General features: G+C 56.0%; 20 protein-coding genes. 12 read left to right on the forward strand and 8 right to left on the reverse strand.

Annotated elements, in window-relative coordinates:
- The first annotated feature begins 125 nt into the window (after window positions 1-125).
- The 6 genes from ABNV41_RS06350 (at window position 126) to rsmA (ending at window position 8,845) form a co-directional block, all read left to right on the forward strand.
- Complete coding sequence (locus tag ABNV41_RS06350) at window positions 126-1,784, forward strand: porin (protein ID WP_349935071.1); 1,659 nt, start codon at window positions 126-128, stop codon at window positions 1,782-1,784.
- 111 nt (window positions 1,785-1,895) lie between these two features.
- Window positions 1,896-3,101: an LPS export ABC transporter permease LptF gene (gene lptF, locus ABNV41_RS06355; RefSeq protein ID WP_080986777.1), complete on the forward strand. Its 1,206-nt coding sequence runs from the start codon at window positions 1,896-1,898 to the stop codon at window positions 3,099-3,101.
- 16 nt (window positions 3,102-3,117) lie between these two features.
- Window positions 3,118-4,230, forward strand: a complete 1,113-nt coding sequence (gene lptG / locus ABNV41_RS06360; RefSeq protein ID WP_050819603.1) for an LPS export ABC transporter permease LptG — start codon at window positions 3,118-3,120, stop codon at window positions 4,228-4,230.
- 6 nt (window positions 4,231-4,236) lie between these two features.
- Window positions 4,237-6,564, forward strand: a complete 2,328-nt coding sequence (locus tag ABNV41_RS06365; protein ID WP_349935097.1) for an LPS assembly protein LptD — start codon at window positions 4,237-4,239, stop codon at window positions 6,562-6,564.
- 81 nt (window positions 6,565-6,645) lie between these two features.
- On the forward strand, window positions 6,646-8,010 hold the full coding sequence (locus tag ABNV41_RS06370) for a peptidylprolyl isomerase (protein WP_003622844.1): 1,365 nt from the start codon (window positions 6,646-6,648) through the stop codon (window positions 8,008-8,010).
- A gap of 4 nt (window positions 8,011-8,014) precedes the next feature.
- Window positions 8,015-8,845, forward strand: coding sequence for a 16S rRNA (adenine(1518)-N(6)/adenine(1519)-N(6))-dimethyltransferase RsmA (gene rsmA / locus ABNV41_RS06375; protein WP_050819600.1), 831 nt, complete (start codon window positions 8,015-8,017; stop codon window positions 8,843-8,845).
- A gap of 6 nt (window positions 8,846-8,851) precedes the next feature.
- Here the strand turns inward: rsmA and ABNV41_RS06380 are convergent, their stop codons facing one another.
- From ABNV41_RS06380 to ABNV41_RS06415, 8 genes are all read right to left on the reverse strand, one after another.
- Complete coding sequence (locus tag ABNV41_RS06380; RefSeq protein ID WP_050819599.1) at window positions 8,852-10,063, reverse strand: cyclopropane-fatty-acyl-phospholipid synthase family protein; 1,212 nt, start codon at window positions 10,061-10,063, stop codon at window positions 8,852-8,854.
- Window positions 10,064-10,162: 99 nt separating this feature from the next.
- On the reverse strand, window positions 10,163-10,768 hold the full coding sequence (gene rplI, locus ABNV41_RS06385; protein WP_050819598.1) for a 50S ribosomal protein L9: 606 nt from the start codon (window positions 10,766-10,768) through the stop codon (window positions 10,163-10,165).
- A gap of 11 nt (window positions 10,769-10,779) precedes the next feature.
- A complete protein-coding gene (gene rpsR / locus ABNV41_RS06390; RefSeq protein ID WP_003622836.1) occupies window positions 10,780-11,055 on the reverse strand; it encodes a 30S ribosomal protein S18 in 276 nt (91 codons plus the stop codon).
- 6 nt (window positions 11,056-11,061) lie between these two features.
- Complete coding sequence (rpsF, locus tag ABNV41_RS06395; protein ID WP_050819597.1) at window positions 11,062-11,523, reverse strand: 30S ribosomal protein S6; 462 nt, start codon at window positions 11,521-11,523, stop codon at window positions 11,062-11,064.
- A gap of 166 nt (window positions 11,524-11,689) precedes the next feature.
- The gene (locus tag ABNV41_RS06400; protein WP_050819596.1) at window positions 11,690-12,271 is read right to left on the reverse strand and encodes an N-acetyltransferase; all 582 of its coding nucleotides are present in this window, start codon (window positions 12,269-12,271) and stop codon (window positions 11,690-11,692) included.
- A complete protein-coding gene (gene rpoD, locus ABNV41_RS06405; RefSeq protein WP_050819595.1) occupies window positions 12,261-14,252 on the reverse strand; it encodes an RNA polymerase sigma factor RpoD in 1,992 nt (663 codons plus the stop codon). Before rpoD ends, ABNV41_RS06400 begins: the two co-directional genes overlap by 11 nt.
- Before the next feature lie 145 nt (window positions 14,253-14,397).
- Window positions 14,398-16,239 carry a DNA primase gene (gene dnaG / locus ABNV41_RS06410; protein ID WP_050819594.1) on the reverse strand — a complete coding sequence of 614 codons (1,842 nt, stop codon included), beginning with the start codon at window positions 16,237-16,239 and terminating at the stop codon, window positions 14,398-14,400.
- Window positions 16,240-16,335: 96 nt separating this feature from the next.
- Window positions 16,336-16,791: a GatB/YqeY domain-containing protein gene (locus tag ABNV41_RS06415; protein WP_050820375.1), complete on the reverse strand. Its 456-nt coding sequence runs from the start codon at window positions 16,789-16,791 to the stop codon at window positions 16,336-16,338.
- Between the two features lie 233 nt (window positions 16,792-17,024).
- Between ABNV41_RS06415 and carA the strand changes: the two genes are divergently transcribed.
- The 6 genes from carA to ABNV41_RS06445 all read left to right on the forward strand — a co-directional run bounded on the left by carA (window position 17,025) and on the right by ABNV41_RS06445 (window position 26,683).
- Complete coding sequence (carA, locus tag ABNV41_RS06420) at window positions 17,025-18,425, forward strand: glutamine-hydrolyzing carbamoyl-phosphate synthase small subunit (RefSeq protein ID WP_050819593.1); 1,401 nt, start codon at window positions 17,025-17,027, stop codon at window positions 18,423-18,425.
- 16 nt (window positions 18,426-18,441) lie between these two features.
- Entirely contained in the window at window positions 18,442-21,696 is a 3,255-nt protein-coding gene (gene carB / locus ABNV41_RS06425) for a carbamoyl-phosphate synthase large subunit (RefSeq protein WP_050819592.1), read from the forward strand.
- A 149-nt stretch (window positions 21,697-21,845) separates the two neighbouring features.
- Window positions 21,846-22,319: a transcription elongation factor GreA gene (gene greA, locus ABNV41_RS06430; RefSeq protein WP_080986776.1), complete on the forward strand. Its 474-nt coding sequence runs from the start codon at window positions 21,846-21,848 to the stop codon at window positions 22,317-22,319.
- A gap of 1 nt (window position 22,320) precedes the next feature.
- On the forward strand, window positions 22,321-23,517 hold the full coding sequence (locus ABNV41_RS06435) for a threonine ammonia-lyase (protein WP_087651388.1): 1,197 nt from the start codon (window positions 22,321-22,323) through the stop codon (window positions 23,515-23,517).
- 160 nt (window positions 23,518-23,677) lie between these two features.
- Entirely contained in the window at window positions 23,678-25,216 is a 1,539-nt protein-coding gene (gpmI, locus tag ABNV41_RS06440; protein WP_050819589.1) for a 2,3-bisphosphoglycerate-independent phosphoglycerate mutase, read from the forward strand.
- Entirely contained in the window at window positions 25,217-26,683 is a 1,467-nt protein-coding gene (locus tag ABNV41_RS06445; protein ID WP_050819588.1) for a murein hydrolase activator EnvC, read from the forward strand.
- Window positions 26,684-26,772 lie beyond the last annotated feature (89 nt).

Below are 26,772 nucleotides of genomic sequence, written 5' to 3' on the forward strand. Positions count from 1 at the left end.
TGCATTCGGTTTTGCTGCATCGTTACCCCCACAGCTCACACATCTGCTGCCTTTTTACGCCGTATTGACGGCAGGAAGTCTGATCCACAGTAAGAGAGAGCAGGTTTTTAGGGGAGCACAGTTTTATGGCATCGGGAAAAAAGGCGCTGGTTGCCACGGTTATGGCCGCATCGGTTGCTGGTTCGCCTGCCATGCTGCCAAAAGCTGCTCTGGCTGATGATTATAGCGATCTGCTGGACGTGCTGCGCGCCAAAGGTAGCCTGACCAAGCATGAATACGACACGCTGCTTGCCAAACATGTGCGCCACTCTGCCCCAGCACAAACCGAGCGTGCATCTTCAGGTGGCAGAGGTGGTTCTGGCTCTGGCCGCACGGCAGCGGCTTCGGGCACACGGCACCGCATGGTGGCTCATGCCGGACACGGTGCGGGCAGTGATGAATACGAACCCGGCATCAAGTTTGACCCCGGCGCAGAAGATTCCGGCATGCGGGCCGAAAGTGCTGCAGAACGTGCAGAAGCCAGCGCACGCTCTGCTGAAGAAGCAGCCAAATCTCTTAAAGGCAACGATGTGGTGCGCGTGGCAAAATACGTGGCCGGCAAAGGCCTTACCTTTATGGCAGGCCCCATCAACATCAACCTTTCCGGCTTTGTAAACGGGTTTTACACCTATAACAGCCCTGCTGGTGGGCAAGCTGTGGCTGGTGGTGTTTCCACCGGTTCCAGTGGGTTTGATTCTTCTGCCGTACGTAACGGCCTGCTGCCTGCCGGCTTTGTGCTCAAGCTTAGCACCGTGCAGCGCGGCATGGATATTTCTGCCGTTCTGGGCATGTATCCGGGCATTGATAACGCCAAGAACGGGGCCTTTAATGCCAACACGGGCGGTAGCCCCGTTGGTCTTGGCACTGCTGGTATCGATCTTCGTCAGGTTTACGTCACGTTTGGCAACAAGAATATCGGCACATTCAAGGTCGGGCGTGATCTGGCACTGTTTGGCTCCGATGCCATCCTGAACGATGCTACGCTGCTGAGCGTGGGGGCTTCTGGCAACAATGCTGCTCCGGGCAACACATCTCTGGGCCGTATTGGCGTAGGCTATGTGTATGCAGACTGGATCCCGCAAATTTCCTATGCCTCACCTACAATTCACGGCTTTCAGGGCACCGTTGGTATCTTCCAGCCGCTGGATGAATTCAATTTTGCCGGAAGCAATCTGTCTGCCTCTTCCGAGCATCATTCCTCCCCCATGGTGCAGGGCAAGGTTACGTATGATTTCAAAGTGGGTGAGGTGCAAACGCGTATCTGGGCCAGCTTCCTGATCCAGCATCAGCAGGGCCTACAAAGCACGTTGCTGAATACGGACAGCCGCAAGGGCGCCATGGCAGAAGCTGGCGATATCGGCACCAAGGTCACCTATGGGCCGCTTGAAGGTGTGGCCTATTACTATCGCGGCAGCGGGCTGGGCACGACCGGGCTGTTCTTTGATGGCGTTGGGCAAAATGGCCGCAAACGCGCATCCGAAGGGTATTACGTGCAGGGCGCCTACCACGTAACCAAAAGGCTTAAGCTGGTGGGCAGTTACGGCGTGAGTAATCTGTATCAGGCTCCGGGCGAAAACAGCCCCACCCTTGTACGGCGCAACCAGTCTGAAGTTGGCGCTGTCTTTTACAAGCTGACAGACTGGCTGAATCTGGTGGGCGAATACACACATACATCTTCTGCCGCCCATGGCCCTTACAAGGAAAGCGACAACACAGCTGCTGGTGGTGTGATTCTTCTATTCTAGAAATTCTGCGGAAACCGAAAAAAGAAAACGCAGATTTTTGAGAGTTTGCGCCAATAAAACTGTCAGTTTTTAAGAAAAACCGCGCCAGAGCAACATGCCTCCACCTGCTTTATGCATGATAAGGCTGTTGCCTCCCGCACAGGTGAAGTAGATAACAGACGTATGACCGTCCGTTCACTTCAGTCTTGGCTGAAATCGCGTTTCCTCACGCTGGACAGGTATGTGTTCCACCAGCTTATGGTGGCACTGCTGGCAACCACCGGGGGGTTGGCCGCGCTCATCTGGCTTATGCAGTCTTTGCGCTTTGTCTCTCTGGTCGTGGACAGAGGGCTTTCACTGCGTGTGTTCATTGAACTCACCAGCCTGCTCATTCCCTCCTTTGTGGCTGTGGTGCTGCCGATTACCACTTTTGTGGTGAGCCTGTTTGTATATCAACGGCTAGCGGGAGACCGTGAACTTACGGTTATGCAGGCGGCTGGGCTTTCACAGTTCGCACTGGCAAGGGCGGGGCTTGGCTGCGCGCTTATGGCCACCATTATGGGCTTTTTGCTCAACCTGTGGATTGTGCCCACATCCTACCATGCCTTCCGGCAATACGAATTTGATATCCGCAACAAGATGGCCGCCTTCATGCTGCAAGAGGGGGTGTTCACCAAGGTTTCGGATGCCATGACGGTTTATATCCGCTCCCGCAGCCACGATGGCACGCTGCACGGCATTATGGTGGAAGATGATCGGCAACCGGGTAATCAGGCCACAATTCTGGCCAATCATGGGTCCATGATGATCGTGAATGATACCCCGCGCGTGATCCTGTACGATGGCTCCAGACAGGTGATCGACCATAAGACAGGCCGCCTGAACATGCTGGTTTTTAAGCAGGATTCCATGGATTTGTCTTCCGCACATCAGGAAGACGCCCGGTTTAGGGATGCTGCTGAAATGTCTTTGGGGGAACTGCTGCACCCAGACCCCCAACAGGTTTCTGAGCGCGATACAGGCAAGTTCAAGGTAGAAGGCTGGCGCCGCCTGACATCCCCCCTTACCTGCTTTTCCTTTGCCATGGTGGGGCTGGTTGCCGTGCTGCGCGGGGCTTTTTCCCGCTACGGCAATATCAAGCGGCCCCTTGCTGCGGTGCTGACAGTTGTGGGGCTATTGGCTATCAACCTGTTGCTGCAAAATCTGGCCAGCCGAAACATGGCCCTTATCCCGCTTATTCCGCTTGTGGCATTACTGCCGGGGCTGATATGCGCAGGCATACTGTTCATTCCGGAAATGCTGGCAGATCGCGCCTCTGCCCGTCTGACACAAAACTGAAGGGGCTTCCGGCCTGATGATTGTTGCCGTTACCCTCTCCCGCTATATCGCGCGGCAGTTTGTGTTTTCTGTTGTGGCAATGATTGCCTCTCTTACCGGCATTGTCTGCCTGTTTGACTTTATTGACCTGCTGCGCCGCGTGGCCACCAAACCAGATGTTTCCACCAATGTGGTAACAGAAATTGCAGCGCTTCACGTTCCCTATTTTGCCACGGAAATTCTGCCTTTTGGCATGCTGCTGGGCGGGATTGTGTGCTTCTGGCGGCTAACCCGTTCTTCCGAACTGATTGTGGCGCGTGCGGCTGGTATTTCTGCATGGCAGTTTTTAACCGCCCCGGTTGCCTGCGCCATGCTGATTGGCGCTGTTTTTACCACTCTGGTTTCTCCGGTCTCTTCATCCATGTATCGCCGGGCGGAAGAACTGGACCAGCAATATCTGCGTACCGGCGGTGGGCCACTCAGCCTCTCCAGCGGCTCCTTATGGCTGCGGCAATCAGATAGTCAGTATGATCCGCACGGCGTTGCCATGCTGCATGCACGTGGCGTGCAGCTTAAGGATGGCTTGCTCCGTATCCGTAATGTGAGCGTGTTCCGTCTTGATCATCAGGACAAGCTGATGATGCGAATCGAAGCTCCTGAAGGCTATCTGGGAACATTGAAATGGATTTTAAGTGATGCCTCGGTCGTGCGGCCGAATGATTTGCTGCACCCCGTTGGCCAGATTGATTTGCCCACAGATTTAACGGTCAACCGTGTGCAGGAAAGTTTTTCTTCCCCCGAAACGCTTTCCGTCTGGGCGCTGCCGGGCTTTATTTCCCTGCTTGATCGCTCTGGTTTTTCGTCTATTCGGCATCGTATTCATTTTCAATCACTGCTGGCATTGCCTATGCTGGCGGGCACAATGGCACTGGTTGCGGCGGGTTTTTCCATGCGTCCATCACGGCGCGGAGGCGTTGCCCGCATGATCGGGTCTGGCGTTGCGGCTGGTTTTCTGCTTTTCACCGTATCCAAGGTTGCAGAGCAGTTCGGTAATTCGGGGGCACTTCCTCCAATGCTGGCTGCATGGGCCCCTACGCTGGCTGGGTTGTGTCTGGCTGTTTCGTTGCTGCTTCATTTGGAGGATGGCTGATTGACCGTGGCCCGCCGGCCTTTCCGCAGCCCTTTGCTGCGCCGTCGTTCCACCCTCAGTGCGGCCACCGCATTGGGGAGCATGGCCGCGTGCCTTTTTTTCAGCCCGCCCAAACATGCGCATGCGCAGTTCCGCCCGCAGGTGATGCACCTGAATACCGGCCGCCCGACATCTCCCGATGAACCGGCAACCTTTCAGGCCGACAAGGTTGACTACAACGATGTTGAGCACACCGTTACCTGGACTGGCAACGTCCAGGTCTGGCAGGGCGACCATGTGCTGCGAGCAGACCGCATTGTGTATGACCGCGATACCGGCGTTATAGCTGCACGCGGCAATGTAGCCACCATCCAGCCAGATGGTTCCGTGCTGTACACCCATTATGCCGAACTTTCGGGCGGCATGAAGGATGGCATCATGATGCACGTGAATGCCACCATGCAGGACAACGCCAAACTGGCAGCCAACGGCCTGCGACGCACGGCAGGCAAGATTAACGTGATGAGCCGCGCCGTTTATACGGCCTGCGAAATTTGCGAAAAAGACAAAACCCGTGCGCCCTTCTGGCAGTTCCGCGCCTATGACGCCACGCAGGATCTGGAACATCAGAAGATCGACTTCCGTGATGCCTATCTGGATATTCTGGGCATTCCAGTCATCTACCTGCCCTATTTCTCCATGACAGACCCCTCCGCCAAGCGGCACAGCGGGTTCCTCATGCCCGGCATCACACCGCATGACCGTTACTTGGGCACGTATTTCACCATCCCGTATTACTGGGTGATTGATGATCAGTCTGATCTGACTGTGCAGGGCCTGTTCTCCACCAAAACAGGACCACAGATCAGCGCGCAGTACCGAAACTTCTTCAACTTCGGCAAGATCAACATTCAGGGCGGTCTGGCTTACGATACGCACCGCAGTAACAGCTATACCAACGGCTTTGGTGATGATGTGGGCCGTGGCGGCAACCATGGTGTGCAGGGCTATCTGTTTGCCCGCGGCCAGTTTTCTATAGACAAGCACTGGCGCGCCGGGGCCAACATCAATCTGGCCACCTCTGCTGACTATATGCGTGATTATCGTGTGCAGGGCTACGGGTCTGATACCCTGAACTCCAACGCCTATATTGAAGGCTTTGGCACGGGTTCTTACTCTCGTATTGATGGGCAGTACTATCAGGGCCTGAACAAAGGTGTCATTCACAACACCGATCTGCCGTGGGCACTCCCACGTTATACCTATAGCTTTGTTGGTCAGCCCGATGCATTGGGCGGACGCACCAGTGTAAACACCACCGATTTTTACGTGTATCGTGAAAACGGGACTGCCGATCAGCGCGGTGAATTGCAGCTGAATTGGGATAGGCTGTGGCGCTCCCGCCAAGGGCAGCAATTCCTGCTGACATTGCGGCTTGATTCCATGGTCTACCGCGCCCGCAAGCTGTACCAGCAGCCCAACTACTATAAAACTTCACGCACGATTGTAAGCGGACAGGTACTGCCAACCATTGCATTGAAAACAAACTGGCCGTTTGTACGCAGCTTTGAACATGGCCGTGGCACGCAGCTGATCGAACCTATTGTGCAGGCCATTTACGCCCCCAATACCGGCATGGGCGCAACGGACATGATTCCGAACGAAGACAGTATGTCCTATGAATTTACGGATTCAACGCTGTTCTCGCTCAACCGCTATCAGGGCACAGACAGGCTGGATGGCGGCCTGCGCGGTAACATTGGGGTACATGCCAACTGGACATGGGATGGCCATGAAGTGGACCTGCTGGCCGGTGAAAGCTTCCAGGAACATATCGAACATGATCGCCTGCCCTATTCTGGCCTAGACCATCATATTTCGGATATTGTGGCGCGCGCCCGTGTTTCACCCAACGAATATTTTGACTTCAACGCCCGTATGCGGCTTGACCCCTACACCGGCAAATTCAACTTTGGTGATGCCCTGTTCAGCGCCGGGGTGCCGCATTTCCGTATCCGTGGCGGATATGTATATGAACCGGTAACACCCTATTACTATTTCGCCACCAACTATCGTTCCTACAACCCGAACCAGCTATACACTGTACGCACAAACGAAATCAGTGGCGGCTTCTCTTCCGACTGGGATAACTGGCATCTTTCCGGCTTTGCGCGCCGTAGCCTCTCCCGTCGTGAATTTGTCTCTCTGGGTGGAGATATCGGATATACGAATGACTGCTTCGGGCTCGATTTCATGTATCTCAAGCAGTACACCACCATTGGTGGGCAGCAGCGTAACTCCACCTTCCTGTTCACCCTTAGCCTGAAAACGCTTGGGTCTTTCGGCCTTAAGTAAGAACTGCTTCAAAAATGCCTCGCGCTCCGGTATCAGGGAACAGAGTTCCCGATCTGGCAGAAAGCTGAAAGACTGTTCCGTATGCGCCTGCGTTCCCTTGCACTGGCCTGTTGTTCCCTTGCCGCGCTTACTGTTCCCGCCATTGCTGGCGCACCGTACGCGCAGGCAGCAACACGGCACACCTCCAGCGCGGCAACGCAGCAAACAGCAACACCGGCCCAGCCAGAACCAGATGATATGATTCTGGCGGTTATCAACAGTATTCCGCTGACCAAGCGCGATGTTGATAACCGCGGCAAACTGTTTGCCCTTTCTACCGGCCTGCCCCTTACGCCTGATCTGATGGCACGGCTGCGGCCCCAGATTATCCGCCAGCTTATTGATGAACGCCTGCGCACGCAGGAAATTCTCAGCCGCCATATCAACGTGCCGCCCGAACAGATTGCGGGCGCCATTACCAATATTGAGCGGCGCAACGGCATGCCCGAAGGCACATTGCGTGAGCATCTGGCGCAAGATGGCGTATCCCTCACCACGTTGATCGACCAGATCCGGGTGCAGATTGGCTGGATTCAGGTGCTCCGGCAGGAACTGGGCGCGCGCTCACGCGTATCTGCGCAGGATATTGCCCAGCGTCAGGCCGCGCTCAAGCGTGAGGAAGGCCGTACGGAATACGAACTGGCCGAAATTTTTGTAAAAGTGGAAGATCCCCGGCACGATCAGGAAGAGCTGGATTTCACCAACACCGTTATTCAGGAACTGCGTAAGGGCGCACCCTTCCCCATTGTGGCGGCTCAGTTTTCTCAAAGTCAGACAGCGCTGGATGGTGGGTCCATGGGCTGGGTGCAGGAAGATGAGCTTGACCCCGCAGTGGTTCAGGTGGTGCGGCAGATGCCCGTGGGCGTTGGGGCTATTTCTAACCCCATCAAGGTGCCGGGCGGGTATGTTATCATCACCCTTAATGGCAAGCGTGTTATCGGGCACGAAATGGGCCACCTGATCACCATTCGGCAGGTGTTCCTTTCCTTTGATACCCCGCTAGACCCGCAGCACATTACGCCGCAGCAGGAATCTACGCTGCAAAAGGCCATGCAGGTTATCCAGAACACCCATAGCTGCACGGAAATGGAGGCCCTTAACAAGGCCGAAGGCGAAAAGCGCCCCACAGATCCGGGTGAAATGCCGCTGGAACGCCTGAACCCACAAATGCAGTCTCTGCTGGCTGATCTGCCCGAAGGCAAGGTATCGCGCCCTCTGGTCTCGCGCGATGGGATCGATCTGTTGATGGTCTGCACCAAAAAGGAAAAGAACTTTTCCAACCGCTCACCCAGCGAAATTGCTGACCAGTTGATGAATGAACGTGTGGAACAGGCCGCCCGCCAGTTGGATAGTGACCTGCACCGCCGCGCCATTATTGACAAGCACATCAAGCTGAAGGGGGTATAAGGCCCTGTCTGCCCCTCTGGAAAGCCTGCGCGATGTTATCCATCGGCACGGGCTGGATGCACGCAAAGCCCTTGGCCAGCACTTTCTGCTTGATCCGGGTGTAACAGAACGCATTGCAACACTGGCAGGCAACCTGAAAGGCCGCCACGTTGTAGAAGTTGGCCCCGGCCCCGGCGGGCTGACGCGTGCCCTGCTGCACGGCCCAGCGGAATCCGTAACGGCGGTGGAGCTTGATAGCCGCGCAGTGCTGGTTATTCAGGAACTGGCAGGCTTTTACCCTAACCGCCTCAAGGTGGTAGAAGCCGATGCCCTAAAGTGCGACCTTACAGAACTGTGCCCCGCACCACGGCAGATTATTGCCAACCTGCCTTACAATGTGGCCACACCATTGCTTATTGGCTGGCTGCGCCAAGGTAATGCGTGGGAACGGCTGACACTGATGTTTCAGTTGGAAGTGGCAGAACGCATTTGCGCCACCCCCAACAGCCAACATTACGGGCGCCTTGCGGTGCTGGCCCAATGGTGTGCAGATTGTGCGATTGTTATGAAGCTGCCGCCGGGTGCGTTTTCACCCCCTCCAGCTGTATGGTCTGCCGTTGCCAGCATTACACCTCATGCCCAGCAACCTGAGCCTGCTCTTTTTAAAGCAATGGAACGGGTAACGGCAGCAGCCTTTGGACAGCGGCGCAAAATGCTGCGCGGCGCCTTAAAAGGCCTGAACGGTGATAAGCTTTTGGCAGCTGCAGAGATAGATGGCACGCGCCGCGCGGAAACTCTGGATGTTGCAGAGTTTGACCGCTTGGCGCGCGCGCATTTTGCCCTATCGGCTCAATAAAGCGCCTTATTCTTTTTCGGCTGCGGCAATATAATCCCGCGTAAACGACACGGCAGAAATAGAACGTGAAAGCTGGAGCTGGAAGTTCATGTGCCCCTGCACACGGAAAGCCAGTTCAGCGGCGTTAAGGTAAAATTCAAACATCCGCGCAAAGCGTTCATCATACAGCGCAACAGCTTCTGCACGCTTGGCCTCAAACCGCTCACGCCAGATGGCAATGGTTTTTGCGTAATGCAGCCGCAGGATTTCACAATCCGTTACCCACAGGCCAGTTGGCTCAACTGCGGCAAAAACCTCGCTCAGTGCTGGAGAATACCCACCGGGGAAGATATATTTGTTCACCCACGGGTTTGTTGTGCCCGGCCCATCACTGCGGCCAATGGAATGCACAAGGGCCACGCCATCTTCCACAAGTGCGTTTTTGATAACATCAAAGAACTGCCGGTAATGCCCAACGCCCACATGCTCGAACATACCTACCGAGACAATGCGATCAAACCGCCGATGCAGGTTGCGGTAATCCAGCAGCTCAAACCGCACGCGCCCTTCCAGCCCTTCATCCTTGGCGCGTTGGCGGGCAAAAGCCAACTGTTCTTGGGAAAGGGTAATGCCGGTAACAATCGCACCGTAATCCTTGGCCAGCGTAAGGGCCATACCGCCCCAACCACACCCAATATCCAGCACCTCCAAACCCGGCCGATCTAGCAGCAGCTTGGCCGCAATATGGTGCTTTTTGGCCTCTTGCGCCTCATCCAGCGTTTCTGTGCCATGGCGGAAATAAGCGCAGGAGTATTGCCAGTCTTTATCCAAAAACAAAGAATACAGGCGGTTATCCAAATCATAATGATGCGCCACATTCTGCTGCGCACGCTTGATTGGGTTAAACTGAATCCACCCACGGCGCACATACCGCAGAGCCGATGCCAGACGTTCTGCCACATGGCCACCGGGGCGCATGGCGTTCAGCATCAGCACATCCAGCAGATTGTAGAGTGTGCAATCCAGCGGATCGAGGTGAGAGTCCATATAGGCTTCACCAAAACCCAGCCCCGGATTGATCACCATTGCCCGCACGGCCGCCTGATTATGCAGAACCACACCGGCTGAAGGGCCGGGATTACGCCCTTTATAAAAGCTTGTGGTGCCATCCGGCCAGCGCACCTGCAACTGACCATCTGCGATAAAGTGTTGCAGAATGCGATCAAGAACTTGCTTCATGCCGCGTCTCCTTCAGAAAATTGATTGCAGCATACGCGCAAAAAAAAGCCCGGAAAATTCTTTTCCGGGCTTCTTCCGCATGAAAATGCAAACGGCAAATTAAGCGTTAGCTTCTGCCGGTGCAGCTTCTGCTTCAGCAATTTCTGCTGGGTCGGTAATGAGTTCGCCTTCAACAACGGCATCATCACCAGCACTTTCAGCTTCTTCTTCAGGAGAAGCTGCTTCGCCACGTGCCTGACGTTCTGCTTCTTCTTCAGAACGCGCCACGTTAACGATAACCGGCACAACCACTTCTGGGTGCAGCGCGATTTTCACTTCGTACAGCCCCAGAGACTTAATGGGGTGTGCAAGGAAAACCTGCTGGCGGGAAATGGTGAAGCCTGCTTCCGTAACAGCCTGCGCAACGTCACGCGTGCTGACGGAACCATACAGGCTGCCGCTATCACCAGCCTGACGGATCAGGATGACAGCCAGACCTTCCATCCGTTCGGACAGACGTTCAGCTTCTTCACGACGCTTGATGTTCTGTGCTTCCAGCTGAGCGCGTTCACGCTCAAAACGGGCACGGTTGGCATCGTTTGCACGAATAGCCTTGCCCTGTGGCAGCAGATAATTACGGGCAAAACCCGGACGTACCTTCACCACATCGCCCATCTGACCCAGATGTTCGACGCGCTGAAGCAGGATTACTTCTGTAGCAGCCATTGATCGCTCCCTCAGCTTACAACGTAGGGAAGCAGAGCCAGGAAGCGGGCACGCTTGATAGCCTGTGCCAGTTCACGCTGCTTCTTTGCGGAAACCGCCGTGATGCGGCTCGGCACGATCTTGCCACGTTCGGACAGGAAGCGGCTGAGCAGACGCACGTCTTTATAATCGATCTTCGGCGCGTTGGGGCCGGAGAACGGGCAAGACTTGCGACGACGGTAGAACGGACGACGCGCACCCACGGCCGGGCGACGGGCGGCGGGGTTTACTTCCATTGTATCAGACATTCTGGATTACTCCGCTGCTGCGTTGTCAGCTGGCTGTTCAGCGTTGCTGCGGTCTTCACCACCGCTGCGACGGCCACGGCCACTTTCGAAACGACCACCGGCCTGCTTAGGACCACGGAAGCCGCCACGGTCACCACGGTCATCACCCTTGCGGGACAGAACCGGAGACGGAGTTTCGTCGATTTCTTCAACGCGCAGTGTCAGCAGACGCAGAACGTCTTCGTTCAGAGCGAGCTGGCGTTCAATTTCTTTCACCAGTTCAGAACGTGCTTCCAGACCCAGAAGAGCGTAGTGGCCCTTGCGGTTCTTTTTGATACGATAGGCAAGGCTGCGCAGGCCCCAGTACTCGCGCTTGCGCACGGCACCGCCATCGGCTTCGATCTGGGCGGCAATACCATCAAGAATGGCATCCACCTGCTGCTGGGAAATATCATTCCGCGCAATCAGCACGGTTTCATAAAGTGGCATGTTGACTCCCTTCGGATACAATCAACCCACCCGTGCCGAACCCTTCCGGCCTACGGTGCCACAGAGTTTTAAAATCTGAAGCTGCGGGTATAGCCGGGCCAATGCCATGAACCCGGCAGGGAAAGAGCAGTCTCAATCATATTTACGCAGCAAAAGCAAGAGAGATTCATACACGCAGATGCTGAGGAACGGGAATGCCCAGCCGATCTGGCACATCCCATACCTCTTGCACGCGCCGCATAATCTTGAAGCCTGCCTGCTGATACAAAGCCAACGCCCGTGGATGATCTGCCGTGCAGGTGTTGACGCGCACAGATTGCGGGCCACCCTGCCATGCCAAACGCAGCACGTTATCCAGAAAAGCGCGCCCCACCCCTTGGCCAATCGCCTCAGGAAAAAGGCCAAAATAAGAAAGGTTTACAGATTGCGGGTCTGCCAGATCCAGTTCGAAAAAACCCCGGATCTGCTGCTTTTGCCGCAACAGGCCAATGTTTACAGGCGCTGTTTCCAAAAAACGCGCCAAAGTGGCATCTGACGCCGCCTGCCGCATCCACCAGCAATAGTCTCGCCCAACCCGATCCTGCAAAAGCCGATACCCAGCCACATCGGGCCGAAGATGCTCCTGCACATGCCACCCTTCTGGCAACGCCAGAGGTGCGTGCGGCGGCGGAGAAAACATGCGCATGAAGGTCACAACCACCTTCATGCGCGTTGTGGATTCGGCGTTAAAGTTTAGATCAGTTATCATCCAGGAAGGAACGCAGCTTACGGCTACGGCTTGGATGTTTGAGCTTACGCAGGGCCTTGGCTTCAATCTGGCGGATACGTTCACGCGTTACGTTAAACTGCTGGCCAACTTCTTCCAGCGTATGGTCGGTGTTCATACCAATACCAAAGCGCATACGCAGCACGCGTTCTTCACGCGGGGTAAGAGAAGCCAGAACACGGGTTGTGGCTTCACGCAGGTTGGTCTGAATAGCGGCATCCAGCGGGATAATAGCTGTTTTATCTTCGATGAAATCACCCAGGTGGCTATCTTCCTCATCCCCGATCGGGGTTTCGAGGGAGATGGGCTCCTTGGCAATTTTCAGTACCTTGCGCACTTTTTCCAGCGGCATACCCAGCTTTTCAGCCAGTTCTTCCGGTGCCGGTTCACGCCCGATTTCATGCAGCATCTGGCGGGAAGTACGCACCAGCTTGTTGATCGTTTCGATCATATGCACCGGAATACGGATTGTACGGGCCTGATCCGCAATGGAGCGCGTAATAGCCTGCCTGATCCACCACGTTGCATAGGTGGAGAACTTGTAGCCACGGCGGTATTCAAACTTATCCACCGCCTTCATCAGGCCGATATTGCCTTCCTGAATCAGATCAAGGAACTGAAGGCCGCGGTTGGTATATTTTTTGGCAATGGAAATAACCAGCCGCAGGTTGGCTTCAATCATTTCCTTTTTAGCACGAGCAGAATCACGCTCGCCACGGGCTACCGTTGCATATACACGGCGGAATTCACCAATCGGCAACCCCGTTTCCTGCGCCAGCTGTGCAACCTGATCACGCAGCCCCACCACCGTATTGGCGTGCTTGGCCACAAAGTTCTTCCATGAACGACCAGACAGGCCGGAAACCATGTCCATCCAGCCCGGATCAAGCTCACGACCACGGTATTTCAGCAAGAAATCTTCACGCGAGACACGGCAGCTTTCTGCCAGACGCAGCATACGCCCTTCCAGCATGTTCAGCTTCTGGAACATCTGCTTAAGCTGGGCTACCAGATCTTCAATCCGGTTATTATGCAGGTGAACCTGCTCTACCTTGCCCACCAGTTTTTCGCGCAGGGCAACGTAGTTTTCTTCAAAATTGCCATCAACATCTTCACCAGATGTCAGGGCTTCAATCCGCTGCACCTGCAACTTGCGCAGTTCGGCATAAAGCGGCTCAATTTCATCAAAATGTGCCAGAATTTCGGGCTTGAGCTTTTCTTCCAGCGCAGAAAGGGAAAGGCCGCTGCCTTCGCTTTCAATATCGCCTTCGCCCTCATTTTCGGGTTCTTCTGCTTCTTCCGCATCAGAATCAGCTTCGGCTTCGCTAAACGTGCCGTCTCCGCCTTCTTCCAACGGGTTGCCGCCACTTTGCATGGCTTCCAGATCCACAATGTCACGCAGCAGCATTTCATTGTTACGGATCATCTCATGCCAGGAGATGATGGCGCGGAATGTCAGCGGGCTTTCACACAAGCCGCCAATCATTTCATCCCGGCCAGCCTCAATCCGTTTGGCAATGGCAATTTCGCCCTCGCGGGAGAGCAGTTCCACTGTGCCCATTTCGCGCAGATACATACGCACGGGGTCATCCGTACGGCCTACGCTTTCGGCATTTACGTTGCCGGTTGGGCTTTCGGATTCTGCTTCGGCTTCGGTCTCAGCTTCTTCCTCTGCATCTTCGCTTTCAGCGGCGGCTTTTTTGGGTTCAGCCTCTTCGTTGTCGTTATCTTCGTTTTCGACAACCTGAATACCCATTTCAGACAGCACAGCCATAATGTCTTCAATCTGTTCAGAAGACATTTTGTCCTGCGGGAGAACGGCATTGAGCTCATCAAACGTGATGCACCCGCGCTCACGCCCTTTGGCAATCAGTTTTTTGACTGCAGAAGACCGCGTATCAAGCAGGGTGGTATCACCATCCTGTTCCTGCGCTGCGTTGGTTGATGCCGTTTTTGTCGCCATGCCAGACCTGCTCCTCCCCGCCCGCATCCGAACAGAATGCAGAACGACCAGTTTACTATGTACTGCTCTCTTTTCAGGGCGGGCAGGACGTGGGATATCCTGCGCGTGAAGTCAAGGGGAACACGCCCTGAACACATTTGTTGTCTTATAGCTCGGTGTCGTCCACACCGCCGCGTTTCAGGCGCTCCATTGCCTCTAGCCGCGCCTGTAACCGTTGCCATTCAGCGGAATCTCCGCCTTTTTCAACAAAACGCGCAATCTCACGATTTACTTCCTGAATAAATTGCGGCCCGTAGAGCAAACCATAAAAATGCCACCACTGTGTTCTTGCCGCAACAGTGTGTGCCGGGTCTTCTGCATCACTTTCCGACATCGCAGAGTAGCTTTCACGCATGACAGCGCGAATGGTTTCCTCCGCCCCTTCCGCCTGTAACCATGCATATAATGCCGCAGCATTGTCTGGCAACTCACCCTCGGCAGAAAGGTCCAGCAACAGGGCACGCACCTCGGCAAATTCTTCTGGCAAATCCAGCCGGCACAGAGCTTCCTCCACCTCCGGCACCAATACAGGATGAAACAGCAGCAACTCCAGCATCAGGCGCTGGCGCTCTCGCGCTTGATCCATGTTAACTGGCACGGCACCGGGCACCGAGGCTGGCACATTGGCTTTACGCCCCTGCGGCCCGTTCCATTTGCCACCACCGCCACGCCGGAAGGTTGTAAAAAACCGATCCAGCAATGTGGAGCGATATTCAGACGCCAGCATTTTATCTGGAATAAGGGCGGCAACTTCCGTGAGCCTACGCCGCAGGGCTGCGCGCTCTTCCGGCCCCGGATTGTTGATGCCTGCGCTCAGCAGATCGAACAGTACCTCAGATAAAGGCTGCGCTGCAGCAAACATCTCCGCCACAGCCTGCCGCCCGCGTGTGCGCACCAGACTATCTGGATCTTCTCCATCTGGCAGGAGGCAAATGCGCAGGGAGTAATCCTGCTTGAGCAGCGGCAGCCCGGTTTCCGCCGCTTTAACTGCGGCCCTGCGCCCGGCTGCATCCCCATCAAAACACAGAATGGGTGCACGATCGACCTGCCAGAGCGCCTCTAGCTGTTCAGGCGTTAACGCTGTGCCCAGCGGGGCCACAGCCCCCGTAAAACCGGCCTGATGCAGGGCAATAACATCCATATACCCTTCCACCACCACCAGATCCGGCGCCAATACACCTTTGGGCCGCGGCGCACGCACAGCAGCGCGGGCACGATCCAGCCCGAACAACAGCCGCCGTTTGGAAAAAACAGGGGTTTCCGGCCCATTAAGATATTTGGGCTGCCCATCACCCAGAATACGCCCACCAAAGGAAACCAGCCGCCCTTTGCGATCCCGAATGGGGAAAGTGACACGCCCCCAGAACAACTCGCCCTTGGGGTGGCCGTGCTCATCCACCCGCATCAGGCCGGCTTCAGCCATCATCTCGGGCGTAATACCTTTGGGCGCGAGGGCAGAAACCAGTTCTCCCCGCCGCTCGCTCGCCCAACCCAAACCAAAGGTTTCCAGCGTTTCCCGCGTGAGGCCGCGCCCCAGCAGGTAATCCAGCCCAGCGCGCCCTTCCGGCTTGTATAAAGCGCGGGACCAAATTTCCTGCGTAGCTGCCAGCACATCTTCCAGCGAGCGCACATGCGCCACTTCTTCCTGCGTGCGGCGCGTATCCTTTGGCACTTCCATGCCTGCGCTGGAGGCTAATTCCTCTACAGCTTCAGGGAAGTTCTTGCCTTCCATCTGCATGACAAAGGAGATGACATCTCCATGCACGCCGCAGCCAAAGCAGTGGAAGTGATCATCATACACGTAAAAGGAAGGCGTTTTTTCACCGTGAAAGGGGCAGCACCCCTTCCAGTTCCGCCCGGAGCGGGCCAGCTTGACCCTGCGCCCGATAACGGACGCAATGGGCGTGCGGGCCCGCAATTCATCCAGAAAAGCTGAATCAATCGCCATTGACTGTCCGTTTCATCAAGCGACCCGACCGAGCGGCACAAAGCCACCCCAGATCGGGCCGATACTTATTTCTGCAATATGACGTTTAAAAAACGCTTAGCCCAGACGCGCTTTGACAGCAGCACTGGCTTTACCCATATCCAGCGCCACGCCGAACTTGTTTTTCAGTTCAGCCATCACCTTACCCATATCCTTCAGGCTTTCGGCCTTTACGGCAGCAACGGCTTCATCCACCGCAGCCTTCAGGGAAGCTTCATCCATTTCTGGCGGCAGATAACCACGGATGACATTAATTTCTGCCTCTTCCTTTTCCGCCAGTTCAGGGCGGCCGCCATCACGGTACATGCCAGCAGATTCCGTGCGGGACTTTACCATTCCACGCAGGGCGGCAATGGCTTCGTTTTCATTCAGGCCTTCCTGCCCTTTGGCGCGTCCTGCAATTTCCACATCTTTCAGCTTGGCCGTAATCATCCGGATTGTGGCCACACGGGCGCTTTCGCCTGCTTTCATGGCTGTTTTCAGGTCTGCCATCAGGCGTTCACGTAATGTCATTTCCATATGCTCCGCTCTTTCTGTGCTGCAATCGGGCGCACCTTATCACCCAGACTCACAAAAAACATCTGGCGAAAAATAAAGAGCCTCATCTCCTCCTGCGCGGCACGTATGCAACACTACGGGAAAAAACTTCCCACCCCCTTCCATCACCCCATCTTGCGGGTGGGAAATTTCTTCCCACCTTGGAAATCGAGTGCTAAAAGACGGCTTCGGGAGGCACAAGCACGCACATGCCCTTGTCCATAGATACCATTATCGCCCGGATTGGCGGCCCAGATGCCACAGCCAAGCTGACAGGCGTTGGCACAGAAGCCATCCGCAAATGGCGGCAGGCGCAGGCTATTCCGCCCCGCCACTGGCCAGTTATTGCGCAGGCCACCGGCCTTTCCCTGGAAGACCTCCAGCCCATTCCGACAGACCGACCCTCCCCCCATGCGGGAGATAGCAAGACAGGATCATCCATGCCCGACGCCCGCCCCGAAGGCGCCACCGCCGCGCTTGTTCTCGCAGATGGAACCGTATTGTGGGGGAAAGGCTTTGGCGCTTTTACCTCCAAACCCTCCATTGGCGAAATCTGCTTTTCAACCGGCATGACCGGGTATCAGGAAACACTGACAGACCCATCTTTTGCCGGGCAGATCATTACCTTTACCTTCCCCCATATCGGAAATGTGGGCGCGAATGCCGAAGATGATGAAGCCGCAAAAGTGTTTGCCCGCGGCCTTGTGGTGAAGGAAGACCCCACGGCACCGGCCAACTGGCGCGCAACAGAAAGCCTTGATACGTGGCTGAAGGAACGCGGCGTTTCCGGCATTGCCGGTGTGGATACCCGCTCCCTCACCCTGAAAATCCGTGACAAGGGTGCGCAAACGGCCGCGCTGGTTTTCCCGCAGGATGGCAAGTTTGATCTGGATGCCGTTTTGGCAGAAGCCAAAGCATGGCTCGGCCTTGAAGGCATGGATCTTGCCAAGGAAGTTACCTGCGCCGCCCCATATGCGTGGACAGAAAGCGTGTGGGAATGGCCCAAAGGCAGCAAGGAAGCCCCCACAAACCGCCGCAAGGTTGTGGCTGTAGATTACGGCGCAAAACGTAACATCCTGCGCTGCCTTGTGGCCGCTGGATGCGACGTAACCGTTGTGCCCGCCACCACCACGGGTGAAGAAATTCTGGCCCTTAAGCCTGAAGGCGTCTTCCTTTCCAATGGCCCGGGGGATCCGGCAGCAACAGCTACATATGCTGTGCCCGCCATTAAAGCTGTGCTGGATGCTGGCGTGCCACTGTTTGGCATCTGCCTTGGCCATCAGCTTCTGGCCCGTGCGCTGGGTGCAAAAACCTACAAGATGGAACGCGGCCACCGCGGGGCCAACCAGCCGGTGCAGGATCTGGCCACCAAACGGGTGGAAATTACCAGCCAGAACCACGGTTTTGCCGTGGATGCCGATACCCTGCCTGCCGATGCCCATGTGACGCATGTCAGCCTGTTTGATGGATCAAACGAAGGCTTGGCATCAGACAAGTATCCGGCGTTTTCCGTGCAGTATCACCCCGAAGCCAGCCCCGGCCCGTCTGACAGCTTTTATCTGTTCAAACGCTTTGTCACCCTGATCGACCTTAACAGCGCCAAGAAATAACGGGAACGAACGTATCATGCCCAAACGGACAGACATCCGCTCCATCCTCATCATCGGCGCTGGCCCCATTGTTATCGGGCAGGCGTGCGAGTTCGATTACTCTGGCGCACAGGCCTGTAAGGCCCTGCGGGAAGAAGGCTACCGGGTTATTCTGGTAAACTCCAACCCGGCCACCATTATGACAGACCCCGGCCTTGCGGACGCCACCTATGTGGAACCCATTACGCCGGAAGTGGTGGAACGCATTATCCTTAAGGAAAAGCCAGATGCCGTGCTGCCTACCATGGGTGGCCAGACAGCGCTGAACACCGCCATGGCGCTGCATGCCTCGGGCTTTTTAACCAAGCACAACGTGGAACTGATTGGCGCAGACGCCGAGGTGATTGACCGGGCGGAAGACCGCCAGAAGTTCCGCGAAACCATGGATGCCATTGGCATTGAAAGCCCGCGCAGCTTTATTGCCCATACGCTGGCAGAAGCACACGATGCGCTTAAGCAGATTGGCTTTCCCTCCATTATCCGCCCATCCTTCACCATGGGTGGTTCCGGCGGTGGCATTGCCTATAACCGTGAAGAGTTCGACCAGATCGTGCTTTCCGGGCTAGATGCCTCCCCCACCACGGAAGTGCTGGTGGAAGAATCCGTTCTGGGCTGGAAAGAGTATGAAATGGAAGTTGTGCGCGATAAGGCGGACAACTGCATTATCATCTGCTCCATTGAAAATATTGACCCCATGGGTGTGCATACGGGTGATTCCATCACCGTTGCCCCGGCACTCACGCTGACAGATAAAGAATATCAGCGCATGCGTGATGCCTCCATTGCCTGCCTGCGGGCCATTGGCGTGGAAACGGGTGGTTCCAACGTGCAGTTTGGGGTGAACCCCAAAGATGGCCGCATGGTGGTTATTGAAATGAACCCCCGCGTGTCCCGCTCCTCTGCGCTGGCTTCCAAGGCTACGGGCTTCCCTATTGCCAAAGTGGCGGCCAAGCTGGCCGTTGGCTACACGCTGGATGAGCTGAAAAACGACATCACGCGCACCACCCCGGCCTCTTTCGAACCCACCATTGACTACGTGGTGGTGAAGATTCCGCGCTTTACGTTTGAAAAGTTCCCCGGCGCACCGGCCCTGCTTTCCACCTCCATGAAATCGGTTGGGGAAGCCATGGCTATTGGCCGCTCCTTCCCCGAAGCCTTGCAGAAGGGCCTGCGCTCCATGGAAACCGGCCTGCACGGGCTGGACCCAGTGGAACAGCCCGGCGATGGTGGAGAAGATGCCTTCCGCGCGGCTCTTTCCCAGCCCAAGCCGGAACGCATCCTTATGGCTGCACAGGCGCTGCGTGCGGGCCTTTCCGTGGATGACATTCACGAAGCCTGCAAGTTTGAGCCCTGGTTCCTGCGTGAAATGGAAAAAATCATTCACGCAGAACGGGAAGTGGAAAATCACGGCCTGCCGAAGGATGCCCAGAGCCTGCGCCGCCTGAAGGCCCTTGGCTTCTCGGATGTGCAGCTTTCCCGCCTGTCTGGCACGCAGCCTGAAGAAGTGGCCAAACTGCGGGCAGAAGCTGACGTTACGCCGGTTTACAAGCGCATTGATACCTGTGCGGGTGAGTTCGCATCCTCCACCCCGTATATGTATTCCACTTACGAAGGGCAGTTTGCGCCGCCAACCTGTGAATCCAACCCGACAGACCGGGAAAAGATTGTTATTCTGGGTGGTGGCCCCAACCGTATCGGGCAGGGTATCGAGTTCGATTACTGCTGTGTTCATGCCGCTTACGCCCTGCGTGAAGCTGGTTATGAAACCATCATGGTCAACTGCAACCCGGAAACGGTTTCTACCGACTATGACACCTCCGACCGTCTGTACTTTGAACCGCTGACGGCTGAAGACGTGATCTCCCTTATCCGCTGCGAACAGCAGAAAGGCACGGTTAAGGGCTGCATTGTGCAGTATGGCGGGCAGACACCTCTCAAGCTTTCTCGTGCTCTGGAAGCCGCAGGCATTCCGCTGCTGGGCACCCCGGCAGATGCCATTGACCGGGCAGAAGACCGTGAACGCTTCCAGACCATGCTGCACAAGCTGGGCCTGCGTCAGCCAGAAAACGGCATTGCCCGCACGCCAGAAGAAGCCGAAGCCGTGGCCGAAAAGGTTGGCTACCCGGTTGTGGTGCGCCCTTCCTACGTGCTGGGTGGCCGCGCCATGGAAATTGTGTACGACCGTAACGGCCTGCAGCGCTATATGCGCGATGTGCTGACAATGGCCGGGCACGATATTTCTTCTGGCCCGATCCTGCTTGATCGGTACCTGAACGAAGCCATTGAAGCGGATGTGGACTGCATTGCAGACGGCACGGATGTGTATGTGGCTGGCGTGATGGAACACATTGAAGAAGCAGGCATCCATTCTGGTGATAGTGCTTGCGCCCTGCCGCCCTATACCCTCTCCCCCGCGATTGTAACTGAGCTGAAAGCCCAGACAGAAGCCATGGCGCGGGAACTGGGCATTGTGGGCCTGATGAACGTGCAGTACGCCATCAAGGATCAGGAAATCTTTGTTCTTGAGGTGAACCCACGCGCATCCCGCACCGTGCCGTTTGTGGCCAAGGCAACGGGTGTGCCGGTAGCCAAGATTGGTGCGCGCGTTATGGCTGGCGCCAAACTTTCCGGCTTTAATCTGGATGACCGGGCCGTGGTGCCGCATGTTGCGGTCAAGGAAGCTGTATTCCCCTTCAACCGCTTTGCGGAAGTAGACACCATTCTGGGGCCAGAAATGCGCTCCACGGGTGAAGTCATGGGGCTGGATACATCTTTCGAGCGTGCCTTTGCCAAATCCCAGCTTGGGGCTGGCGTTAAGCTGCCAACCTCCGGCACGGTGTTCCTTTCCGTGCGTGAAAGTGACAAACCCCAGCTGCCGCCGCTGGGCCGCCTGCTGGCTTCCATGGGTTTCCGTATCATGGCCACCCGCGGCACAGCCAAAAAGCTGCGCGATTCCGGTATTGAGGTAAACCTTGTGAATAAGGTGCTGGAAGGCCGCCCACATTGTGTGGATGCCATTCGCTCTGGTGAGGTGCAGATGGTTATCAACACGGCACAGGGTGCGCAGTCTGTGGCAGACAGTTTTGATATCCGCCGCTCTGCCCTTGTGCTGGGTATTCCACACTACACCACCATGGCCGGAGCGCGGGCTGCAATTCATGCAATTGCGGCAATGCGTGAAGGACCGCTTGATGTTGCGCCACTTCAGTCATACTTTAGTGGAACATTCTAAGCTAAAGGCGCGGGCATAACCCGCCCGCGCCCCCTTAGCCATGTTCGGGTGGCAGCCTGCTTTCAGGTTATGCCTTGCCCGTGTAACTGTTTAACTTTTGCGCCGGAACCCGCTGGTTCCGGCTGCTTTTTTAAGTCTGGGGATGCGTCTTGCAGAAAACTCCAATGACGGGCAAGGGCCTGCTGCAGCTAGAAGATGAGCTGCGCAAGCTGAAATCAGAAGAACGTCCGGCAGTTATCCGCGCCATTGCGGAAGCCCGTAGCCACGGCGATCTTTCTGAAAATGCGGAATATCACGCAGCTCGGGAACGACAGTCCTTTATTGAAGGCCGTATTCTGGAGCTGGAAGAACTTATTTCCACTGCAGAAGTTATTGATCCCACAACCCTTTCTGGCAAGCAGGTCAAGTTCGGGGCCACTGTGTGCCTTGTGGACGAAGATACGGACAAGGAAATTACGTACCAGATTGTTGGCCTGCATGAAGCAGACATCAAACAACATCGCATTTCCATTTCCTCCCCACTTGCCAAGGCGCTGATTGGCAAGGAAGAAGGCGATACCGTTTCTGTGCCCGCACCGGGCGGAGATCGGACTTACGAAATCCTTTCTGTCAAATTCATCTAATATGATCACGTTTGAGGATGTCACAGCCGCGGCAGATCGTATCCGTGGCAATGTGATCCGCACGCCCACCATTGCATCCCACGCGCTTTCCAAGGCAACCGGGGCTGATATTACCCTTAAGCTTGAAAATCTTCAGGCTGTCGGGTCGTTCAAGGAGCGTGGTGCCGCCAACAAACTGGCACTGCTTTCCCCCGAAGAGCGCAGCCGTGGTGTCATTGCCGTATCTGCTGGCAACCATGCGCAGGGTGTGGCCCGCCATGCCAGCCTGCTGGGTATTGATGCCGTTATTGTCATGCCCAAGTTTACGCCGGCAGGCAAAGTGGTGCGCACCCGCAACTGGGGGGCACGTGTTATTCTGGAAGGCGAAAGCTTTGCAGAAGCCCTGATGTTTGCAGAAGACCTGCAGGCGCGTGAAGGCCGCACCTTTATCCACCCGTATGATGACCCCGCAGTGATGGCGGGCCAAGGCACCTGCGCGCTGGAGCTTTTTCAGGATGCCGGGCCGCTGGATGCGCTGGTGGTGCCTATTGGTGGTGGTGGCCTGCTTTCTGGCTGCGCCGTGGCAGCCCGCGCCATGCGCCCGGATATCAAGCTGATTGGCGTGCAGGTGGAAAAGTATGATTCCCTTTGCGCCTTCCCCGGCCCTGCTACGCACCCCAATGGGGGCGCAACCATTGCGGAAGGTATTGCCGTTCTGCAAATTGGCCGCCAGACGGATGAAGTTATCCGCAAGCTGGTTGATCAGGTTCTGGTTGTTTCTGAATCCGCTATTGAAAACGCCATTACCCTGCTGGCTGAAGGCGCCAAGCAGGTTAGTGAAGGCGCAGGCGCTGCCGGGCTTGCTGCCCTGTTGACCTACCCGGATATGTTCCGCGGTAAAAAGGTTGCCCTGCCTGTTTCTGGCGGAAACATTGATAGCCGTATTCTGGCCAACACCCTGCTGCGCGCTATGCTGCGTGATGGCCGCATTTTGCGCCTGATTATGGAAATTCCAGATCGCCCCGGTGTTCTGGCCGATATTTCCAAAAGCATTGGGGAAGCTGGCGGCAATATTATTGAAGTTTCGCACCAGCGCCTGTTTGCTGCCCCTTCCGTGCAGGCAGCACAGTTGGAAGTGATGATAGAAGCGCGAGACCCAGAACACGCTGCCCTTATCACGCAGGAACTGGGCAAATCCTACATTGTGCGCCGCGCCTGAAAACTTTTAGGTGTTAAGGCTTTTACAAAGGGCAGCTCCAGTATTGGGGCTGCCCTTTGTGTTTGGGCATATGGGCACCTGCTGCACTTGCCCTCTTTGTCTTCATGCAATTTGGTGGCATTATTCACGCATAAACAAAAAACATAAAAAGGCTTAACCTATGACCTCCACATCGCACCCACAGAAAAGACCAGTCATGCTTGTCATCCTTGATGGGTTTGGATGGCGAGAGGATCAGTCAGACAACGCGGTGCAGATTGCCCGCACCCCCAATTTTGACAAGCTGTGGCAAAACAGCCCGCACAGCTTTGTGCGCACCAGTGGTGAAGATGTAGGCCTGCCTGAAGGGCAAATGGGCAATTCCGAAGTTGGACATCTGAACATTGGTGCTGGCCGTGTGGTGATGCAGGAACTGCCGCGCATTTTCACCGCCATTCGGGATGGCAGCCTTGCCCGCAACCCGGTGATGGAAAACTTTATTACCACGCTGAAAAAAAGCGGCGGCACCTGCCACCTGATGGGCCTTGTTTCTCCCGGTGGTGTGCATTCCCATCAGGATCATGCTGTCGCTCTTGCGCGCATTGTTGCCCAAGCGGGTGTGCCAGTGGCCTTCCACCTGTTTACAGATGGGCGCGATACGGCTCCACGCTCCGCACAGGAGTTTTTGGAAAAACTGCGCGCTGATCTGCCTTCTTCCGTAAAACTCGCCACCATTTCCGGCCGTTACTACGCCATGGACCGCGACAAACGGTGGGACCGGGTAGAAAAAGCCTACAACGCCATTGTCAGCGCAGAAGGCCCAAAAGCTGCTACGCCAGAAGATGTGGTAAGCAACGCCTATCAGGCCGATATTTCGGATGAGTTCATCATCCCCACCGTGCTGGAAGGCTATACCGGCATGAAGGATGGAGATGGCATTCTCTCCTTCAACTTCCGTGCAGACCGCATCCGCCAGTTGATGGATGCCCTGCTGGAGCCTGATTTTGATGGCTTTGCACGCGGCAAGGTTGTGCAGTTTGCCGCCGCTGTGGCCATGACACATTACAGCGATACGCTTTCCAAACGCATGTCCATTCTGTTCCCGCCAGAGGAACTGACAAACCTGTTGGGGGAAGTTGTCTCCCGCGCAGGCCTCAAGCAGATCCGTATGGCGGAAACGGAAAAATACCCGCACGTCACCTACTTCATGAACGGTGGGCGCGAAATGCTGTTTGAAGGGGAAGATCGTATTCTGGTACCCTCCCCCAAAGTGGCCACCTATGATCTTCAGCCGGAAATGTCTGCCCCGGAACTGACGGACAAAGCCGTAGCGGCCATTAAAAGTGGTGAATACGACTTGCTTGTTCTCAACTTTGCCAACCCGGATATGGTCGGCCATACGGGCAAGCTGGATGCTGCCGTAAAGGCCGTGGAAGCCGTGGATACTGGTTTGGGCCGCATTGCGCAGGCCATAGCAGAACAACATGGCGCGCTGCTGGTAACGGCAGATCATGGTAACTGCGAAACCATGAAAGACCCCAAAACCGGCGGCCCGCATACATCACACACGCTTAACCTTGTGCCCTTTATTGCCTATGGCTCGGGCGCATCTGCTGTGCGTGATGGCGGCAGGCTGGCAGATATTGCCCCCACGCTGCTGGCTCTTCTCAACCTGCCAAAACCTGCGGAAATGACGGGTTCTTCCCTGCTTGAACGCTGAATGAAACGTATCCGGCCTTTTTCTTCCCCTGTCTGCCCTTCTTCCCACTGGGGAAAACTGGCCGGATATACGGCGCTTCTGGTTGCAGCCCCTGCTTTGCTGGCGGGCTACCCGGCAATGCCCTTACAGGCTGCAACCACACATCATAAAAAAGCAGCCACGGCACATCATGCCACACAAACTACGGCCAAAACCCCTGCGCGGGAAAGCAAAGCCCGCAGCACACATGCGCGCAAAAGCAAAACGGCCGCAGAACCTTCCGTTATGTCCGATCGTTCAGTGCGCGAAGCACAGGCTGCCGTAAATGCCGCCCATGCACAGCATGAGGCCATGGAGCAGGAAAAAGCGCGCCAAGCTGCCGCAGTTGCGCAATCTCGCAGCCAGAATGAGGCAGCTCAGGCCGCAGCGGCAGAAGCCAAAAACCGTGCGCTTGCACTTTCTGCTGCAACGGTAAGTGCTACATCGCAACTTCAAAGCACCGAGCAGCAAATTGCTGATCTGCAAGATCAGATTTCGGATGTGAAAAAGGAGCAGGCATCTCTTCAGGCAGCCTTGGTGCAGGATGCCCATGCGCTTGCCCCTATTCTGCCTTTGGCGGAACGTCTTTCCCTTTATCCATCAGATACCTTGCTGGCTGCCCCCATGCCGCAGGGTGATGCCATTACCGGCTTTTTGGTTTTGCGCGGGCTTTCCCGGCAGATGGAGCAGGAAGCCGAAGGCATGCGCGCCCGTCAGGCTCGGCTGGCTGCATTAAATACCACGCTTACAAACAAGCTGGCTGAATTAAACCAGCTTGAGCAAACCCAAAGCCACCAGCGCGATACCGTGCGCCAACAGGCAGCCCTTGCGCGGGAAGCACAAAAACAGGCGTCTGCCACTGCCGTGAACACCACGCATCAGCTACAGGCCGCCACACAACGCGCGGCCAGTTTGCAGGATGCTGTTTCCAAACTGGATGCCCTTCAGGCACAGGCCGAATCTGCCCTGCAAAAAGAAATAGCTGCCGCAGAACGTGCGCATGAGGCCGCGCGGGCAGAAGCCGCACGCCGCAAAATGGCCGCTATGGTAAAAACACAAGGCCCGGGGCTGGCAGAGCATCCCTCTGCCGGGTCTGGCCTACGGCCCGTTGCGGGCGCGCTTATTTCTACTTGGGGGTCTGCCACCGAATCTGGCCCCGCTACGGGTATGACGTATCGCACGCCCCCCGGTGCCAGCGTGCGCGCGCCCTGTGCTGGCACTGTGGATTTTGCAGCCCCGTTCCGCACCTATGGGCAAATGCTTATTTTGAATTGCGGCCGCCATTACCGCTTTATCATGGCGGGCCTGAGCGGACTGGCCGTAGATATGGGCCAGAGTTTGACAAAGGGCGCACCTATAGGACAGATGGGCAGTTCCGGAGGCTCTGGCACACTGTTCATTCAGTTGCGCCATGGGCAGAAAACCATCAATCCCGCGCCATTTCTGTAATGGCAGAAAACACGCTGGCACTTTGCCAAGCAGGAGCACAAAGGTTACTCTGCCCAACCAACGCCAGAACATCTGGTTATGCGCGTAAA

This window comes from Acetobacter sp. A11-2 (genome assembly GCF_040208445.1).
Taxonomy (GTDB): domain Bacteria; phylum Pseudomonadota; class Alphaproteobacteria; order Acetobacterales; family Acetobacteraceae; genus Acetobacter; species Acetobacter oryzoeni.

Excerpts from the sequence above, each read along its gene's own strand:
- rpoD (WP_050819595.1), bottom strand. The coding sequence starts at position 14,252 with ATGGCGACAAAAACGGCATCAACCAACGCAGCGCAGGAACAGGATGGT.
- ABNV41_RS06445 (WP_050819588.1), top strand. The coding sequence starts at position 25,217 with ATGAAACGTATCCGGCCTTTTTCTTCCCCTGTCTGCCCTTCTTCCCAC.
- ABNV41_RS06435 (WP_087651388.1), top strand. The coding sequence starts at position 22,321 with ATGATCACGTTTGAGGATGTCACAGCCGCGGCAGATCGTATCCGTGGC.
- lptF (WP_080986777.1), top strand. The coding sequence starts at position 1,896 with ATGCATGATAAGGCTGTTGCCTCCCGCACAGGTGAAGTAGATAACAGA.
- ABNV41_RS06400 (WP_050819596.1), bottom strand. The coding sequence starts at position 12,271 with ATGATAACTGATCTAAACTTTAACGCCGAATCCACAACGCGCATGAAG.
- gpmI (WP_050819589.1), top strand. The coding sequence starts at position 23,678 with ATGACCTCCACATCGCACCCACAGAAAAGACCAGTCATGCTTGTCATC.
- lptG (WP_050819603.1), top strand. The coding sequence starts at position 3,118 with ATGATTGTTGCCGTTACCCTCTCCCGCTATATCGCGCGGCAGTTTGTG.
- rplI (WP_050819598.1), bottom strand. The coding sequence starts at position 10,768 with ATGGCTGCTACAGAAGTAATCCTGCTTCAGCGCGTCGAACATCTGGGT.
- rpsF (WP_050819597.1), bottom strand. The coding sequence starts at position 11,523 with ATGCCACTTTATGAAACCGTGCTGATTGCGCGGAATGATATTTCCCAG.
- ABNV41_RS06350 (WP_349935071.1), top strand. The coding sequence starts at position 126 with ATGGCATCGGGAAAAAAGGCGCTGGTTGCCACGGTTATGGCCGCATCG.
- rpsR (WP_003622836.1), bottom strand. The coding sequence starts at position 11,055 with ATGTCTGATACAATGGAAGTAAACCCCGCCGCCCGTCGCCCGGCCGTG.
- ABNV41_RS06415 (WP_050820375.1), bottom strand. The coding sequence starts at position 16,791 with ATGACATTACGTGAACGCCTGATGGCAGACCTGAAAACAGCCATGAAA.
- carA (WP_050819593.1), top strand. The coding sequence starts at position 17,025 with ATGCCCTTGTCCATAGATACCATTATCGCCCGGATTGGCGGCCCAGAT.
- ABNV41_RS06370 (WP_003622844.1), top strand. The coding sequence starts at position 6,646 with ATGCGCCTGCGTTCCCTTGCACTGGCCTGTTGTTCCCTTGCCGCGCTT.
- ABNV41_RS06380 (WP_050819599.1), bottom strand. The coding sequence starts at position 10,063 with ATGAAGCAAGTTCTTGATCGCATTCTGCAACACTTTATCGCAGATGGT.
- dnaG (WP_050819594.1), bottom strand. The coding sequence starts at position 16,239 with ATGGCGATTGATTCAGCTTTTCTGGATGAATTGCGGGCCCGCACGCCC.
- carB (WP_050819592.1), top strand. The coding sequence starts at position 18,442 with ATGCCCAAACGGACAGACATCCGCTCCATCCTCATCATCGGCGCTGGC.